Annotated in this window: 14 protein-coding genes, 1 tRNA gene and 1 pseudogene; 12 read left to right on the forward strand and 4 right to left on the reverse strand. The window is 57.2% G+C overall.

The annotated features are described in order from the left end of the window. Positions 1-45 precede the first annotated feature (45 nt). Positions 46-133, reverse strand: a tRNA-Ser gene (locus tag MYY08_RS12150). Between the two features lie 230 nt (positions 134-363). Here MYY08_RS12150 and phoA point away from each other — a divergent pair. After that, on the forward strand, positions 364-1,773 hold the full coding sequence (gene phoA / locus MYY08_RS12155) for an alkaline phosphatase (RefSeq protein WP_038625544.1): 1,410 nt from the start codon (positions 364-366) through the stop codon (positions 1,771-1,773). A 56-nt stretch (positions 1,774-1,829) separates the two neighbouring features. Here phoA and msrA read toward each other — a convergent pair whose 3' ends face one another. The 3 genes from msrA to MYY08_RS12170 all read right to left on the reverse strand — a co-directional run bounded on the left by msrA (position 1,830) and on the right by MYY08_RS12170 (position 4,340). Further along, positions 1,830-2,369 (reverse strand): peptide-methionine (S)-S-oxide reductase MsrA, encoded by a 540-nt coding sequence (gene msrA, locus MYY08_RS12160; protein WP_038625546.1) that lies wholly within the window; start codon positions 2,367-2,369, stop codon positions 1,830-1,832. A 123-nt stretch (positions 2,370-2,492) separates the two neighbouring features. Further along, on the reverse strand, positions 2,493-3,056 hold the full coding sequence (locus MYY08_RS12165; RefSeq protein ID WP_288014376.1) for a flavin reductase family protein: 564 nt from the start codon (positions 3,054-3,056) through the stop codon (positions 2,493-2,495). Between the two features lie 84 nt (positions 3,057-3,140). Further along, positions 3,141-4,340, reverse strand: a complete 1,200-nt coding sequence (locus tag MYY08_RS12170) for an MFS transporter (protein ID WP_038625551.1) — start codon at positions 4,338-4,340, stop codon at positions 3,141-3,143. A 95-nt stretch (positions 4,341-4,435) separates the two neighbouring features. Between MYY08_RS12170 and MYY08_RS12175 the strand changes: the two genes are divergently transcribed. The 11 genes and pseudogenes from MYY08_RS12175 to cheW all read left to right on the forward strand — a co-directional run bounded on the left by MYY08_RS12175 (position 4,436) and on the right by cheW (position 16,143). Continuing rightward, positions 4,436-5,392 (forward strand): LysR family transcriptional regulator, encoded by a 957-nt coding sequence (locus MYY08_RS12175; RefSeq protein ID WP_038625553.1) that lies wholly within the window; start codon positions 4,436-4,438, stop codon positions 5,390-5,392. 128 nt (positions 5,393-5,520) lie between these two features. After that, positions 5,521-6,051 carry an isochorismatase family protein gene (locus tag MYY08_RS12180; protein ID WP_038625555.1) on the forward strand — a complete coding sequence of 177 codons (531 nt, stop codon included), beginning with the start codon at positions 5,521-5,523 and terminating at the stop codon, positions 6,049-6,051. A 48-nt stretch (positions 6,052-6,099) separates the two neighbouring features. After that, a complete protein-coding gene (locus MYY08_RS12185) occupies positions 6,100-6,783 on the forward strand; it encodes an SOS response-associated peptidase family protein (protein WP_190295946.1) in 684 nt (227 codons plus the stop codon). A gap of 345 nt (positions 6,784-7,128) precedes the next feature. Further along, positions 7,129-7,922 (forward strand): annotated as a pseudogene (gene otsB / locus MYY08_RS12190) (trehalose-phosphatase). Continuing rightward, on the forward strand, positions 7,919-9,355 hold the full coding sequence (gene otsA, locus MYY08_RS12195; protein ID WP_038625558.1) for an alpha,alpha-trehalose-phosphate synthase: 1,437 nt from the start codon (positions 7,919-7,921) through the stop codon (positions 9,353-9,355). The pseudogene otsB and the gene otsA overlap by 4 nt, the downstream one beginning before the upstream one ends. Positions 9,356-10,620: 1,265 nt before the next feature. Further along, on the forward strand, positions 10,621-10,968 hold the full coding sequence (gene flhD, locus MYY08_RS12200; protein WP_084971407.1) for a flagellar transcriptional regulator FlhD: 348 nt from the start codon (positions 10,621-10,623) through the stop codon (positions 10,966-10,968). Further along, entirely contained in the window at positions 10,968-11,546 is a 579-nt protein-coding gene (gene flhC, locus MYY08_RS12205) for a flagellar transcriptional regulator FlhC (RefSeq protein ID WP_038625560.1), read from the forward strand. The genes flhD and flhC overlap by 1 nt, the downstream gene beginning before the upstream one ends. A 135-nt stretch (positions 11,547-11,681) precedes the next feature. Next, the gene (gene motA / locus MYY08_RS12210; RefSeq protein WP_038625561.1) at positions 11,682-12,566 is read left to right on the forward strand and encodes a flagellar motor stator protein MotA; all 885 of its coding nucleotides are present in this window, start codon (positions 11,682-11,684) and stop codon (positions 12,564-12,566) included. Then, entirely contained in the window at positions 12,563-13,594 is a 1,032-nt protein-coding gene (gene motB / locus MYY08_RS12215) for a flagellar motor protein MotB (RefSeq protein WP_084971409.1), read from the forward strand. The genes motA and motB overlap by 4 nt, the downstream gene beginning before the upstream one ends. Positions 13,595-13,605: 11 nt before the next feature. Next, positions 13,606-15,621: a chemotaxis protein CheA gene (gene cheA, locus MYY08_RS12220; protein WP_174705331.1), complete on the forward strand. Its 2,016-nt coding sequence runs from the start codon at positions 13,606-13,608 to the stop codon at positions 15,619-15,621. Between the two features lie 24 nt (positions 15,622-15,645). After that, positions 15,646-16,143 (forward strand): chemotaxis protein CheW, encoded by a 498-nt coding sequence (cheW, locus tag MYY08_RS12225; RefSeq protein WP_038625565.1) that lies wholly within the window; start codon positions 15,646-15,648, stop codon positions 16,141-16,143. The last annotated feature ends 230 nt before the right edge of the window (positions 16,144-16,373 follow it).

The raw sequence follows: 16,373 nt of genomic DNA on the forward strand, positions 1-16,373 counted from the left end.
ATACAAAAAAGCCTGAACGTTCGCTCAGGCTTTCTCGTGAAATAATGGCGGTGAGGGGGGGATTCGAACCCCCGATACGTTGCCGTATACACACTTTCCAGGCGTGCTCCTTCAGCCACTCGGACACCTCACCATATTGTCTGTCGCCACCGCTCAGGGTGGCAACGGGGCGCTACTATAGGGAGTTGACCTGACAGGGTCAAGCACTATTTTTCTCTTTTGTTACGCCCGGTTAAGGCGTAACCACTTGACGCCGCGCCAGTGTGTCATAAAAACGCAACCCGAACGTAAAAAAAGGATCACCTCGCTGTCGCACACTTCTTTACATAAATTGAAATAGCGACGTTAACAAGGATTAAATGGATGAAAAAGCAGCCTTTATTTGCGGTCTCGTTACTGGCGATGCTGGGGTGCGGCAGCGCCGCAGCGGAAATGGCGACCATCACGCGCGCGGCGCTGGGCGATATTACCCAGCCCGGCGGCGCGCGCCGTTTTAACGGCGATCAAACTGACGCGCTGAAAGCCGCGTTGAGCGATGCCGGGGCGAAAAACGTCATCCTGCTTATCGGCGACGGTATGGGCGATTCGGAAATTACCCTGGCGCGCAACTACGCTATGGGCGCAGGCGGCTTCTTCAAAGGCATCGACGCGCTGCCGGTGACCGGTCAGTACACCCATTACTCCCTCGATAAAAAGACGCGCAAGCCGAGCTATGTCACCGATTCCGCCGCTTCGGCCACCGCCTGGTCCACCGGCGTCAAAACGTATAACGGCGCGCTGGGTGTGGATGTGAACGGCAAAGATCAGATGACGCTGCTGGAAATGGCCAAAGCCGCCGGCAAAGCGACCGGCAACGTGTCCACCGCCGAGTTAGAGGACGCCACACCGGCGGCGCAGATTTCGCACGTCACCTCGCGTAAATGCTATGGCCCGGAGAAAACCAGCGAACTTTGCGCCAGCAACGCGCTGGAAAAGGGCGGCAGGGGATCGATCGCGGAACAGCTATTGGTGACCCGTGCCGATGTGACACTGGGCGGCGGCGCGAAAACCTTTAACGAGGTGGCGAAAGCAGGCGACTATCAGGGCAAAACTCTGCGCGAGCAGGCGGAAGCGCGCGGCTACCGGCTGGTAAGCGACCTGAACGGCCTACAGGCGGTCACCGAAGCGAACCAGCAGCACCCGCTGCTGGGCTTGTTCAGCGACGGCAATATGCCGGTGCGCTGGCAGGGACCGAAAGCGAGCTATCATGGCAATATCGATAAGCCCCCCGTGACCTGCGCCGTCAACCCGGAGCGCTCCGCCAGCACCCCGACGCTGGCGCAGATGACCGATAAGGCCATCAGCTTGCTCAGTAAAAATCCGCAGGGCTTCTTCCTGCAGGTTGAAGGCGCCTCGATCGATAAACAGGATCACGCCGCCAACCCGTGCGGTCAGATTGGTGAAACGGTCGACCTGGATGAGGCGGTGCAAAAGGCGCTCGACTTCGCGCGCAAGGATGGCAATACGCTGGTGATCGTCACCGCCGACCATGCGCACTCCAGCCAGATCGTCGAAAACGGCACCAAAGCGCCGGGCCTGACGCAGGCGCTGAATACCAAAGATAACGCGGTGATGACCGTCAGCTACGGCAACTCTGAAGGGGAATCACAGGAGCATACCGGCACGCAGTTGCGCATCGCCGCCTATGGCCCCCATGCGGCAAATGTCAGCGGCCTGACCGATCAGACCGATCTGTTCTTCACCCTGCGCGATGCGCTGGGCCTGAACAAATAAAAAGCGTAAAAAAGGCGAGCCAGGCTCGCCTTATTTCTCTGCCGCCGCAAAGCGGCTTATGAAGAGGACTTCACGCGGTTCGCAAAACTCTTACGCAGCTTTTGCAGCTTCGGCGGGATCACCGCCATGCAGTAGCCGTTTCGCTGGCCCGCGCCTTCCCAGTAATCCTGGTGGTAAGCCTCCGCCGGGTAAAATTCCTTCAGCGGCTCGATAGTGGTCACGATCGGGTCGTTGTGATCCTCCTGCGCACGCGCGATCGCCGCTTTGGCTTCCGCTTCCTGTTCAGCGTTGGCCGGGAAGATGGCTGAACGGTACTGCGTGCCGATATCGTTGCCCTGGCGGTTCAGCTGGGTCGGATCGTGCGTGGCGAAACTGATATCCAGCAGATCGCCATAGCTGACTTTCTCCGGGTCGAAGCCGATGCGGATCGCTTCAGCATGGCCGGTCGCGCCGCTGCATACCTGTTCATAGGTCGGGTTAGGGCGATTGCCGCCGGTATAGCCGCTTTCTACCGATTCCACGCCGATAACATCTTTGAATACCGCTTCCGTACACCAGAAACAGCCACCCGCAATTACCGCATATTCAATTGCCATTCTTTTACTTCTCCAGATTAGGTCCTGACGCTTAGCCTTTCATCCTCGCATAACAGACTGTTAACGGGCAAATCGCGCCGCTCTTTCTGTTTAGCAAAGCAGCCAACTGGAAAATCTTTCATGTTAAATCAGCATTTCGGGCTTAAAGTTTTGGTGCCGATCAAGCAGTCGGTCGCTCATCACGCGAAACAGCCCTTCGCCGGTGTAGTGCAGCGTTTCCGGTAGCGTCAGGACGGGATCCACATGCGCCTTGACCACTTCGAAAATAAAGAAGTTGTAGGTATCCACCAGCGCGCCGTCATGCAGACGACATTCAAAGCTGGCGAAGCACTCGTCGATCAGCGGCGCTTTCACCACGCTGCCGGGCTGCGCCGTAAGCTGATTGACGGCAAACTTATCGATCTCATCGCCATGACTGTTGCCGATCGCCACCACCCGATCGATCAGGTCGACGGTGGGAATATTAATCACGCATTCGCCGCTGTTGCGGATCAGTTCGTGGCTAAGGTTCATGCTGGCGATCATGCAGCCCAGCAGCGAGGGCGAAAACTCAAGAATGGTGTGCCAGCCGAGCGTCATGATGTCCGTTTGGTTTTCCCATTGCGATGTCACCAGCGCTACCGGCCCCGGCTCCAGATATTTACGCACTTTCTCGACTGGAAAGTTCTGTTTGTTGTACGTCGTCATAATGCCTCCGCAGGTGAAAGAGACGCTTATCTCAGTGTAGCGGCTGGCGTCATCCGCACCAGCCGCCGCGGCAGGCAATCGGGCTTAACGGCTGGTAAGGCGAATGGCGAGGCCGCCCGCCGCCGCGAGCGTAGCGAGGGCGACCACGCCGCTCCAGCCCGCCAGCGCCAGCGCATGGCTGCCAAGCGCCGCGCCGCTGGCCATACCGATAAACACCACCGTGAACATCACCGCGTTGAGACGGCTGCGGGCGGCCGGGTCCAGACTGTAAATCAGCGTCTGATGCGCGATCAGCGTCGCCTGCAATCCTAAATCGAAGCCGATGGCGCTAATAACAATCACGGTCAGCTGCGCTGGCGGCGACAGCAGCGGCATAATAAACATCAGGGCGAAGGAGAGGGTTACCAGCGCCGCGCCGATGCGCGTCACCTGATTCGGGCCATGACGATCGGCGATGGCGCCCGCGACCGGCGCGGCCAGCGCGCCCGCAGCGCCCGCCAGGCCAAAGGCGCCAGCGGTGGCGCTGCCGAGGTGGTAGCGCTCCGCCAGCATCAGCGCCAGCGTCGACCAGAAAGCGCTGAAAGCCACCGACAGCAGCCCCTGCGCCAACGCCGCGCGGCGCAGAGAAGGGTAGCGCAGCCAGAGCTGACCCAGCGAGCGCAGCAGCGCGAAGTAAGAGAGCTGCGACCCCGGCGTAAAGCGCGGCAGCGCCCGCCAGATTGCGAAGGTGATCAGCAGCACGCCCAGCGCAGCGCCGGCATAGAGGCTGCGCCAGCCGAACCAGTCGGCGACCGCGCCGCTGACCACGCGCGACAGCAGAATGCCGGCCAGCAGCCCGGTCATCACCGTGCCGACCGTTTTGCCACGCTGCTGTTCGCTGGCGAGCGCCGCCGCTGCCGGAATAATGTCCTGCGCCACGGTCGCCGCCAGGCCCATCGCCAGGCTGGTCAGCAGCAGCATGCTGAAGGTGCCGGTAACGCTGCACAACAGCAGCGTCAGCGTCAGCAGCAGCCCCTTCAGCAGAATAATATGGCGGCGATCGTAACGATCGCCCAGCGGCGTCAGAAACAGGATGCCCAGCGCGTAGCCCAGCTGCGTCAACGTCGGCACCAGGCCGGTATCAGCGATGCTGGCGTGAAAGCTGCCGCCCATGATGCCGAGCATCGGCTGACTGTAATAAATAGAGGCGACGCTGAGACCGGCGCCGCTGGCCAGCAGAAACTGCGAGCGGCGGCTAAGTCCGCTGGCTTCAGCGGCGGGTGCGGATGTGAGTAACGTTGACATGGCGGTAGCTCCGAAAGCGAAAGTAGGGCTATTTTTCGCTTTCGCCGCCGTGAAGGGTAGCCATCGTCGGGGTAAAACTGTTATACGTAGCGCGTATGAACGCGCTAAATGCAATTAGCACAGACCGTATAACGCTGCTGCATACCTTTGTACGCATTGTCGAAAGCGGCAGTTTGTCAGCCGCCGCCCAACAGATGCAGACCAGTCAGCCCACCGTCAGCCGGCGTCTGCGCACGCTGGAACAGCTGCTTGGCGCGCGTTTAATCCAGCGCACCACCCACACCATGAAGCTGACCGACGATGGCGAACGCTGCTATCAACACGCGCGTCGCCTGACGGAGCAGTGGCTGCTGCTGGAGGACGATCTGCATGCGGTCAGCGATGAGCCGGTCGGCGTGTTAAGAGTGCGCGCGCCGCACGCTTTCGGTCAGGATCAGCTTATCGCGCCGCTGGGCGATTATCTGCGGCGTTATCCCCGCACCCGCATCGAGTGGACGCTTAACGATCCGACGCCCGATTTTATTGCGGAAGGCATCGACTGTGCGATCCATGTCGGCGACGTCACCGATCCGTCGGTGGTGGCGATCCTGCTGGCCGAAGTGCCGCGCATCGTGGTCGCCGCGCCTGCACTGCTGGCGCAGTTTCCGCCGGTGCGGCAGGTCAACGAGCTCGCCCGGCTGCCCTGGCTGGCGTTGAGCATCTTCTACAGCAATGAAGTGATCCTGAACGACGCGCGCAGCGGGGAACATTTCCAGTTCCCGATCGTGCCGCGCCTGAGCAGCGACAGCCTCTATGCGGTGCGCCGCGCCGCGCTGGATGGCCTGGGCGCGGCGATGGTTTCCGCCTGGGTGGTGAAAGAGGATTTGCAGGCGGGACGCTTGCAGCAACTGACGCCCGGCTGGCAGGCGCCGCCGTTGCCGGTCTGGCTGCTTTATCCTTATGCCAGCTACTATCCGGCGCGCCTGCGCCAGTTTATTGCATTGATGCGTGAGGTGATGCCGCGCATTACCGGGACACAGCCGCCCAGCCGTCAGCCGCGCCCGGCGCCTTGATATATTCAGGGGAGCCAGCATTCCTGACGCTGCGCGCCGCAAATTTGCAAGCGGGCCCCGTGCAGGGATTGACCCTGACCTTCAGCATCGCTAAAGATAAGAACTCCTTTTCTTTCTGAGAATGCTTTATGTCCGCACGTATCGTTATTGTGGTCGATATGCAAAATGGCGTGTTCACTACGCCGCGTTTCGATCGGGCAGGGCGCGTCGCCAGTATTAATCAGCTGATTGCCGCCGCCGATCACACCATTTTTATTCAGCATGAAGATGCGGATATGCAGCCGGGCAATGAGGCCTGGCAAATCCTGCCGGAGCTGCAACAGCCGCCTGGCGCCTTCTATATTAATAAGCAGGCCTGCGACAGCTTCTGGAATACCGGGCTGGATGCGGTGCTGCAACAACTTAACGCCAACGGCTTTGTGATCTGCGGCTGCGCCACCGACTACTGCGTCGACACCACGATTAAAGTCGGCGGCAGCAAGGGCTACGCCATCAGCGTGGCGTCGGATGCGCATACAACCGCCGACCGGCGCTGGGGCACGGCGCAGCAGCTTATCGAACAGCACAATGAAGTCTGGGCGAATCTGATCCTGCCCGGCAACCGCCTTTATGTGGCGCCCACCGCCGAAATTGTTCAGCGCTGGCGCACCGCCGCCTGACGCGTTTCGCGCCGCGCCTTCTATACTCTCAGGTATTAAGGAGGCGCTATGTGCGGACGCTTTACCCAAATTCAATCGCGTGAAGTTTGGCTGTCGATGCTCGACGGCCAGGCGGAGCGCGCCATCGCCTGGGATGAACAGCCGATAGGGCGCTATAACGTCGCGCCCGGCAGCAATGTGCTGCTGCTGAACCACCGTGACGACGCGCTGCATCTCGATCCGGTTTTCTGGGGCTACGGCCCCGCCTGGTGGCATAAGGCGCCGCTAATCAACGCGCGGGTGGAAACCGCCGCCGAAAGTAAAATGTTTCGTCCGCTCTGGCAGCATGGCCGCGCGGTGGTCATGGCGGACGGCTGGTATGAATGGAAGCGCGAGGGCGATAAAAAGCAGCCTTACTATATCTATCAGCGCCAGCGTCAGCCGCTGTTTTTCGCGGCGATCGGTCATGCGCCTTATGCGCGCGCGCAGGAGAAAGAGGGGTTTGTGATTGTCACTGCCGCCAGCGATCGCGGTATGGTCGATCTGCACGATCGGCGTCCGCTGGTGCTGGAAGCGGATGCGGTCGTCGAATGGCTCGATCCCGCCACCTCGCCTGAGCGCGCGGTGACGCTGAGCCAGCAGGCGGCGATGGATCCGCAGCAGTTTCGCTGGCATCCGGTGAGCAGGGCGGTAGGCAGCCCGCACCATCAGCAGCCGGAGCTGGTGGAGCCGATTGACGACCCGCTATGCTGAAACGAAAAAAGCGAGCTTTTTTTGTAAAATTCAGTCTGTTCTGAAAATGCGCGCACGCCTGGCGAACGTCAGATTCGCGTCTATACTGGTTTGTTACGATGTTCGCCAGAAGTGATGCGAGATGGGCAGTCGGCTCAGGGCGGACCAAACAACAGGTCAACCCGCGAGAGAGTCGCCATCGTTCGATATCCGGCATTTTGCTACTCATCTCATTCAGCAACGCTGTAAATCTGCCCTCAACCGCATCCTTCCGCTGCATCAAACCGTTCTTTTTACGTTGACGATTTTACCTGTGCGGGAAGCCAGGCAGCGTCAGCGGTTATTGACCAGAACAGGAGGAAGAGTGTGGCACCTGTAGCAGCAAACAATGAACAACTACCCTCCCTGAGCGGCGGCCTCTACGCATTCTTTTTCGATGTGGATGGCACGCTGGCTGCTATTCAGTCACGCCCGGATGAAGCTTTTATCCCTGAGCCGGTGCGGCAGACGCTCCAGTCGCTCTATACCTTAAGCAACGGCGCGCTGGCGCTGGTCTCAGGTCGACCCATTCACGAGCTGGATATGCTGGCCGCGCCGCTGCGCGCGCCGGCGGCTGGCGTACATGGCGCTGAACGGCGTGGCGCAGACGGCGAGCTGCACCGCGTTTCTCTGCCCGCTTCCATGGGGCAGGAGCTGAGCGCGGCGCTGCATACCGCCATGGCGAAGTGGCCGGGTACGCAGTTGGAAACCAAAGGCATGGCGTTTGCGCTGCATTATCGCCGCGCCGTGCAGTATGAAGATGAAGTGATGCAGCTGGCTTATTCGCTGGTTGAACGCTTTCCGACGCTGGCGCTGCAGCCCGGTAAATGCGTCGTGGAGATCAAACCACAGGGCGTGGACAAAGGAGCGGCAATTCAGACTTTTATGGGAGAAGCGCCTTTTGCCGGTCGTATTCCGGTATTTATTGGTGACGACCTGACGGATGAAAAAGGATTTCTTGCGGTCAACGCGCTGCAGGGTATTTCCGTCAAGGTAGGTGAAGGCTCAAGCCAGGCCCGTTATCGCCTGAAAGGCGTTAATGAGGTTCACGCCTGGCTGGAGCAGATCAAATTACAATTAGAGCAAGACAAGACAACGTCGGTAAGGAGTCAAGGTTATGAGTCGCTTAGTGGTCGTATCTAACCGTATCGCTGTACCAGATGGTTCCAGGGCCAGCGCAGGTGGTTTGGCAGTCGGCATTCTGGATGCCCTGAAAACGACAGGGGGACTCTGGTTCGGCTGGAATGGCGACATCAGCGCCATTGGTGAAGAAGATAATGAAGACGTCGATATCGTTAAGCATGAAGGCATCACTTACGCGTCTTTCCCGCTGAATCAGAATGACTACGATCTCTATTACTGTCAGTTCTCCAACACGGTCATCTGGCCCGCATTCCATTATCGTCTCGATTTAGTGCAGTTTCAGCGCGAAGCCTGGGACGGCTACTGCCATGTCAACGAGCTGCTGGCGGAACGCCTGCTGCCGCTGATTGAGCCGGACGATATTTTATGGATTCATGATTATCATCTGTTGCCGTTTGCCGCCGAGCTGCGCAAACGCGGGGTAAAAAACCGCATTGGTTTCTTCCTGCATATTCCATTCCCTACGCCAGAAATTTTTAACGCGCTGCCGCCGCATAACGAACTGCTGGAGATGTTGTGCGACTACGATCTGCTCGGTTTCCAGACCGAAAACGATCGTCAGGCGTTCCTGGAAAGCCTGTCGCTGCTGACACAGGTTCAGCAGAAAGGGCCGAAACAGCATCGCGCTTTCGGACACACCTTCTCGACGGAGGTCTATCCGATCGGCATCGAGCCGGACAGCATTAAAGAGATGGCCGAAGGCCCGCTGCCGCCGAAGATGGCCGCCATGAAGCGCGAGCTGGGCGACGCGAAAAACATTATCGCCTGCGAACGTCTCGACTACTCTAAAGGATTGCCGGAACGCTTCCTTGCCTATGAAGCGCTGCTGGAGAACTATCCGCAGCATCGCGGCAAAATCCGCTATTCGCAGATCGCGCCGACCTCGCGCGGCGACGTGCAGGCCTATCAGGATATCCGTCATCAGCTGGAGACGGAGGCCGGACGCATCAACGGCAAATATGGCACCCTGGGCTGGACGCCGCTGTACTACCTCAATCAGCACTTCGACCGCCGTTTGCTGATGAAAATTTTCCGTCTCACCGACGTGGCGCTGATCACGCCGCTGCGCGACGGCATGAACCTGGTGGCGAAAGAGTATGTCGCGGCGCAGGACCCTGAGGATCCTGGCGTACTGGTGCTGTCGCGCTTTGCCGGGGCGGCCAACGAGCTGACCTCCGCGCTGATCGTCAACCCTTACGATCGCGATGAAGTGGCGGCGGCGCTGGATAAGGCGCTGACCATGTCGCGTACGGAGCGCATCTCTCGCTATAACGACATGATGGAAATCCTGCGTAAAAACGACATTAGTCACTGGCGGGAAAGCTTCCTGCGCGATCTGCGCGCGATTACGCCGCGCACCGAGCAGGATGCGGCGGACAATAACGTGGCGAACTTTTCCCGGCTCGCCTGATTGATTTAACGAACGCATCGACAGGGACGTTGATGCGGTAATCGCTCCGCTGCGCTTTCTTTCCTTCTTTATTGCCGCTTCCCGATTTCTCTGCCTGTTTCACCTTCTGCTTTTTATCACGTTACTTTCCTCTCTTCGCCTCGCTGTTTTTCTCTGTTTGCGCTTTTGTCTTGCGCTGCCGCTGGCGGCAGGACGAAAAGGCCGACAGTAGTTTATGTCATAACAGGAGCAGCGGACGGGATCTCCGGCGGCGCAGGCGCAACGGGGAAATGGTAAGCGTGCGCCGAACGGCCGTACAGACGGCTTAGCGCCACGCCAGATTAGCGTGCGCGAACAGTCTGTAGAGAAGCGGAAAAGCTGGCAGAAAATGCTGCGCTTTCTCTTATTAATGAAATGAAGAAAAAAAGGCGCAGAGGCGATATCTGGCTATTTTTTGCGCTTTCGGCGCGCTTTTTCAGGAAATGCGACCGCGAACGGTAAAGTATGGCGCGGTATTGCCGATAGTAATCGGGTACGGTTCCGTACTTTCATCAAAACATTCATATCCCTTATGTCACAGCTTGTTACACCTGCTGATGCCCTCTATACACTTACGCTTCACTGTTAACGAACCGTTGTTAAAACGACCTCAAGGCAAGCAAATTCTCTCCGTTGGATAATCATCCTCGTTCGAAACGATTCCGCTAAGTGATTAATATGGCGACGACTTTAATGCAGTCCAACCAGTGTTAAATGCTGCACTTACAAAAATTGACAGATATTAATGTCAGGTAACACGCATTTCACCAGCAGGCAGCCCCTAATCGGATAAAAAGCGAGCTTTTGAAACGAAGATGTTAAATTTAAGATAAAAATTTAGCAAAAAGTGGCTTTATTGGTTGCGTTCTGCACTATTCACAAGCGTTACTGATGGATTTTTTTAGGCTGATTTGCCTTAAAAGTGTGATCTGGATCACACTTTATCTAAAATTTTACCTGCCGCTCGTTGTATGTAGAAATCAGAGCGGATACATTTGCACTGCTTTCGGAATAATCTTAAAAAACTGTAAGCGAACGTCACGGAAGATGATTAGAACTCAAGTAATGCATGGCCTGGAGTTATGACTATTACTGATTCAGGATCCCGGTGGGATGTGAGACAAGTTCAGAAAACGTTTGGCTTCCGCCTCTGCTTTTTTGCCATCTTTAGATTTACCAGCCAGCAACCAAGAATGCGGTAACCATTCCGCACAGTTAAAAGTAGTGTTAGTCAGGATGGGAAAAGAATGGGTACATCCGAATTATTAAAACATATTTACGATATTAATTTGTCATATTTGCTGCTTGCACAACGTTTAATTAACCAGGAAAAAGCTTCTGCAATGTTTCGCCTCGGCATCGATGAAGCAATGGCGGATGCGCTGTCGCAGTTAACGCTGCCGGAGATGGTTAAATTAGCTGAGACCAACCAGCTGGTATGTCAATTCCGTTTCAACGACCACAATATTATTAACCGCCTGACGCAGGAATCGCGTGTGGACGATTTACAGCAGATCCACACCGGTATTTTATTATCCAGTCGTTTATTACGCGACGCTGCTAAAGACGAAGCGCCGAAAAAGAGGGCGGTATAATGAGCGAAAAAAGTATTGTTCAGGAAGCGCGCGATATTCAGCTCGCAATGGAACTGATCACGCTCGGCGCGCGTTTACAAATGCTGGAAAGCGAAACACAGCTCAGCCGTGGCCGCTTAATTAAGCTCTATAAAGAACTGCGCGGCAGCCCGCCGCCGAAAGGCATGCTGCCGTTCTCAACCGACTGGTTTATGACGTGGGAACAGAATATTCACGCGTCGATGTTCTGCAACGCCTGGCAGTTTCTGCTGAAAAGCAAACTGACCCGTGGCGTCGATGCGGTCATCAAAGCGTATCGTCTCTATCTTGAGCAGTGTCCGCAGTCGGATGAAGGCCCGCTGCTGGGCCTGACGCGAGCCTGGACGTTGGTGCGTTTTGTTGAAAGCGGCATGCTGGAACTTTCCGACTGCAAATGCTGCGGCGGAAGCTTTATCAACCATGCGCATCAACCGGCGGGCAGCTTTGCCTGCAGCCTGTGCCAGCCGCCATCGCGTGCGGTAAAAAGACGTAAACTTTCAGCAGAGGTTGCCGATAACCATTCACAACTGCTGGATGAACAGGTTAAACACGCTGTTTAAGTTTGTTCGCATTGTGGAATGACATCCAGCAGCGGTTTTTAACCGCTGCTTTTTTTTTGCCTCCACATTGTTGAATAACGCCTGCGGCTTTCTGGCTTAACTTCCACCAACACGTTACTGACGTAAGGATTTATTGTGCTGGTACTTTTAGGTTATATCCTCGTTGTTGGCTCGGTGTTAGGCGGCTATATGATGGTCGGCGGTCACCTGGGCGCGCTTTATCAACCTTCGGAACTGGTCATTATCGGCGGGGCCGGCATTGGCGCTTTTATTGTCGGAAATAGCGGCAAAGCGATTAAGGCGACGTTAAAAGCGCTCCCGCTGCTGTTCCGCGGTTCTAAATATAATAAAGCGGTTTATATGGATCTGATGGCGCTACTTTATCGCCTGATGGCCAAATCGCGCCAGCAGGGCATGATGTCGCTGGAACGCGATATTGAAAATCCTAAAGAAAGTGAAATTTTCGCTAATTACCCGCGCATTTTGTCCGATAACAAGTTGGTGGATTTTATCACCGACTATATGCGGTTAATGGTCAGCGGCAATATGAACGCTTTTGAAATCGAAGCGCTGATGGATGAAGAGATCGAAACCTACGAGCATGAGTGCGACGTACCCGCGCAAAGTATCGGCGCCATGGGCGATTCGCTGCCCGCGTTCGGCATCGTGGCGGCGGTGATGGGCGTAGTGCACACGCTGGCCTCGGCGGATCGTCCGGCGGCAGAACTGGGCGAACTGATCGCTCATGCGATGGTGGGCACCTTCCTCGGCATCCTGCTGGCTTACGGCTTCATCTCGCCGCTGGCGTCGGTGCTGCGTCAGAAATGCGCGGAGAACACCAAGATGATGCAGTGCATTAAGGTTACGCTGCTGTCCAGTCTGAACGGCTATGCGCCGCAGATCGCCGTGGAGTTCGGCCGTAAGACCCTGTACTCCACCGAGCGTCCGTCGTTCACCGAACTGGAGGAGCATGTACGCAACGCGAAAGCCGGTAAACAGACTTCGGGCCAGGACGCATGAATAACCAAAATCACCCCATTATTGTCGTAAAAAAGCGCAAGCATAAAAAACATGAGGGTGGTCACGGCTCCTGGAAAATCGCCTACGCCGACTTTATGACCGCGATGATGGCGTTTTTCATGGTGATGTGGTTGATCTCGGTCGCTAACCCGAAGCAGCTGACGCAGATCGCGGAATATTTCCAGACGCCGCTGAAGGTGGCGTTGTCTGGCGGTCAGCGCAGCAGCGACAGTGAAAGCCCGATTCCTGGCGGCGGCGATGACCCGACCCGCAAGGATGGCGAAGTGCAGAAGCATGTCGATCTGGACGCCGAGAAGCGCAAGCTGGAAGAGATTCGTCTTAACCGCCTGCGCGAACGCCTCGATCAACTGATTGAGTCCGACCCGCGGCTGAAAACGCTGCGGCCGCACCTGATCATCAATATGGTGGAAGAGGGGCTGCGCATTCAGATTATCGACAGCCAGAACCGGCCAATGTTTAAAACCGGCAGCGCCCAGGTTGAGCCCTATATGCGCGACATTCTGCGCGCTATCGCGCCGATACTGAACGATCTGCCGAACAAAATCAGTCTTGCAGGCCATACCGACGATTTTCAGTATGCGACGGGCGACCGTGGATACAGCAACTGGGAACTGTCGGCCGACCGCGCCAACGCCTCACGTCGTGAGCTGGTGGCCGGGGGGCTCGATGGCAGCAAAATGCTGCGCGTGGTGGGCATGTCCGACACCATGAAGCTGAAAAATCGCGGCGGCGATGAGGCGGTCAACCGTCGCATCAGTCTGCTGGTGCTGAATCACGACACGCAGGCGCAAATCGAAAAAGAGAATGCCGAAAGCGACGCGACGCAGCTGAGCGATCCGCAGAGCATTAAACAAATTACCGCGCCGGCTCAGCCGTCTGACGCGGCGATAACCCCAGATCATCAACCCTCGCAGGCCGCGTCGGTCAGTCAGGAGCCGCCGGTGACGCAAGTCGCGCCGGCTCCCGTCAGCACGCCGCAGCCTGGGGGCGACTCACAGCAGAGGTGATAACCGTGAGCATGGATATCAGCGATTTTTATCAGACATTCTTCGATGAAGCTGACGAACTGTTAGCGGACATGGAGCAACACCTGCTGGGTTTAGACCCGCAGGAGCCCGATTCGGAACAGCTTAACGCCATTTTCCGGGCGGCTCATTCCATTAAAGGCGGAGCTGGCACCTTCGGCTTCGTGGTTTTGCAGGAAACCACACATATTCTGGAAAACATTCTGGACGGTGCGCGCCGGGGCGAAATGCAGCTCAGCACTGACATCATCAACCTGTTTTTGGAAACCAAAGATATTATGCAGGAACAGCTCGATGCCTATAAGGCGGGCCAGGAGCCTGACGCCGACAGCTTCAAATATATCTGCGAAGCGCTGCGTCAACTGGCGTTAGAAGCGAAAGGCGAAACGATCGCGCCGGTGAAAACCCTTGCCGCCGCGCCCGCCGCCGCTGAGCCAGCCGCCGCGCCTGCGGCCACCGGCCTGCGTCTGAAACTGAGCGCGCTGAAGCCGAACGAAGTGGCGCTGCTGCTGGAGGAGCTGGGCAACCTCGGCACGGTTAGCGACGTGATCAAAGGCGAAAACAGCCTCGAAGCGACGCTCGATTCCTCTGTCGCCAAAGACGATCTGGTCGCTGTGCTCTGCTTTGTGATCGACGAGTCGCAGATCAGCTTCCCGGAAGCGGGCGCGGCGCAGCCCGTCGCGGCTGAACCGGTGGCGGCCGAGCCGGCGCCCGTGGCGACCACCATGGCGGAAGCGGAGATCGCGGCGACGCCTGCGAACGTCACCGAACTGGCCCCCGTGGCGAAACGCGAGCCGAAGAAAGTCGCCCCGGCGAAAACCAGCGAATCGAGCAGCATTCGCGTCGCGGTTGAGAAGGTCGATCAGCTGATCAACCTGGTCGGCGAACTGGTGATTACCCAGTCGATGCTGGCGCAGCGTTCCGGCGCGCTTGACCCGGTCGCCCACGGCGATCTGCTAAACAGCATGGGGCAGCTGGAGCGCAACGCGCGCGATCTGCAGGAATCGGTGATGTCGATCCGTATGATGCCGATGGAGTACGTCTTCAGCCGCTTCCCGCGTCTGGTGCGCGATCTCGCCAGCAAACTGGGCAAAGAAGTTGAACTGACGCTGCTGGGCAGCTCTACCGAGCTCGACAAGAGCCTGATTGAACGCATTATCGATCCGCTGACGCACCTGGTGCGCAACAGCCTCGATCACGGCATCGAGTCGCCGGAAAAACGTCTCGCCGCTGGGAAAAGTGCGGTGGGCAACCTGACGCTCTCCGCAGAGCATCAGGGCGGCAATATCTGTATCGAAGTGATTGACGACGGCGCCGGGCTTAACCGCGAGCGTATTCTGGCGAAGGCGCTTTCATCCGGCCTGCCGGTCAGCGACGCGATGAGCGACGAAGAGGTCGGCATGCTGATTTTCGCGCCGGGCTTCTCTACCGCCGAGCAGGTGACCGACGTGTCGGGCCGTGGCGTCGGCATGGACGTGGTGAAGCGAAACATTCAGGAGATGGGCGGCCACGTTGAAATCGCTTCGAAGCAGGGCAAAGGCACGACTATCCGTATCCTGCTGCCGCTGACGCTGGCGATCCTCGACGGCATGTCGGTGCGCGTAGCGGAAGAAGTCTTTATTCTGCCGCTGAACGCGGTAATGGAATCTCTTCAGCCGCGTGCGGAAGATTTGAAACCGCTGGCGGGCGGCGAGTGCGTACTGGAAGTGCGCGGCGAATACCTGCCGCTGGTGGAACTGTGGAACGTCTTTGATGTTCAGGGTGCGAAAACCGAAGCGACCCAGGGCATCGTGGTGATATTGCAAAGCGCCGGAAAACGCTATGCGTTGCTGGTTGATCAGCTGATTGGTCAGCATCAGGTTGTCGTAAAAAACCTCGAAAGCAACTATCGCAAAGTGCCGGGTATTTCCGCCGCCACCATCCTCGGCGATGGCAGCGTGGCGCTGATTGTCGATGTATCGGCACTGCAATCTTTAAACCGTGAGAAGCGCGTGGCCGGCGCCGCGTAATCGTAACCAATTAAGGGCAAAGCTATGACTGGAATGGCAAATGTAACGAAACTGGCCGGTGAAACCGTCGGACAAGAGTTTCTGGTGTTCACCCTCGGGGACGAAGAATATGGCATCGATATTCTTAAGGTGCAGGAGATCCGCGGTTACGATCAGGTGACCCGCATCGCCAATACGCCAGCCTTTATTAAAGGCGTCACCAACCTGCGCGGCGTGATCGTGCCGATTATCGACCTGCGCATTAAGTTCGCGCAGCCGGGCGTGGAATATAACGATAACACCGTGGTGATCGTGCTGAATCTGGTGCAGCGCGTCGTTGGTATCGTGGTGGACGGCGTCTCTGACGTGCTGTCGCTGACCGCCGATCAGATCCGTCCTTCGCCGGAATTTGCCGTGACCATGTCGACGGAATACCTGACCGGTCTGGGTGCGCTGGGCGATCGTATGTTAATCCTGGTTGACATCGAAAAGCTGCTGAGCAGCGAGGAGATGGCGCTGATGGATACGCTGCGCAGCGCGTAAGCAGGTGCGCTTCGCGGATACGTCCGCAAGAGAGCAAAAAAGGGCGACGTCAGTCGCCCTTTTTTATTGCCAGCGTTACGCACGCCGCTCTGTAAAAGGGACGTTGCCTGCGTTTGCCCCTTTCATGCGTGTTAAGCGTGATGGAATAACATTTCTGATATGTAAAAACAGGAAATTGCACGCTCTTTTTATGGAATGCTTTCTAACAAAATATAAACAAGGATGTAAAA

The sequence above is a fragment of the Mixta sp. genome (genome assembly GCF_024610815.1).
Classification (GTDB): Bacteria; Pseudomonadota; Gammaproteobacteria; order Enterobacterales; family Enterobacteriaceae; genus Mixta; species Mixta calida.

Excerpts from the sequence above, each read along its gene's own strand:
- flhD (WP_084971407.1), top strand. The coding sequence starts at position 10,621 with ATGGGTACATCCGAATTATTAAAACATATTTACGATATTAATTTGTCA.
- MYY08_RS12175 (WP_038625553.1), top strand. The coding sequence starts at position 4,436 with ATGAACGCGCTAAATGCAATTAGCACAGACCGTATAACGCTGCTGCAT.
- motB (WP_084971409.1), top strand. The coding sequence starts at position 12,563 with ATGAATAACCAAAATCACCCCATTATTGTCGTAAAAAAGCGCAAGCAT.
- phoA (WP_038625544.1), top strand. The coding sequence starts at position 364 with ATGAAAAAGCAGCCTTTATTTGCGGTCTCGTTACTGGCGATGCTGGGG.
- flhC (WP_038625560.1), top strand. The coding sequence starts at position 10,968 with ATGAGCGAAAAAAGTATTGTTCAGGAAGCGCGCGATATTCAGCTCGCA.
- MYY08_RS12170 (WP_038625551.1), bottom strand. The coding sequence starts at position 4,340 with ATGTCAACGTTACTCACATCCGCACCCGCCGCTGAAGCCAGCGGACTT.
- otsA (WP_038625558.1), top strand. The coding sequence starts at position 7,919 with ATGAGTCGCTTAGTGGTCGTATCTAACCGTATCGCTGTACCAGATGGT.
- MYY08_RS12185 (WP_190295946.1), top strand. The coding sequence starts at position 6,100 with ATGTGCGGACGCTTTACCCAAATTCAATCGCGTGAAGTTTGGCTGTCG.
- MYY08_RS12165 (WP_288014376.1), bottom strand. The coding sequence starts at position 3,056 with ATGACGACGTACAACAAACAGAACTTTCCAGTCGAGAAAGTGCGTAAA.
- cheA (WP_174705331.1), top strand. The coding sequence starts at position 13,606 with ATGGATATCAGCGATTTTTATCAGACATTCTTCGATGAAGCTGACGAA.
- msrA (WP_038625546.1), bottom strand. The coding sequence starts at position 2,369 with ATGGCAATTGAATATGCGGTAATTGCGGGTGGCTGTTTCTGGTGTACG.
- MYY08_RS12180 (WP_038625555.1), top strand. The coding sequence starts at position 5,521 with ATGTCCGCACGTATCGTTATTGTGGTCGATATGCAAAATGGCGTGTTC.
- cheW (WP_038625565.1), top strand. The coding sequence starts at position 15,646 with ATGACTGGAATGGCAAATGTAACGAAACTGGCCGGTGAAACCGTCGGA.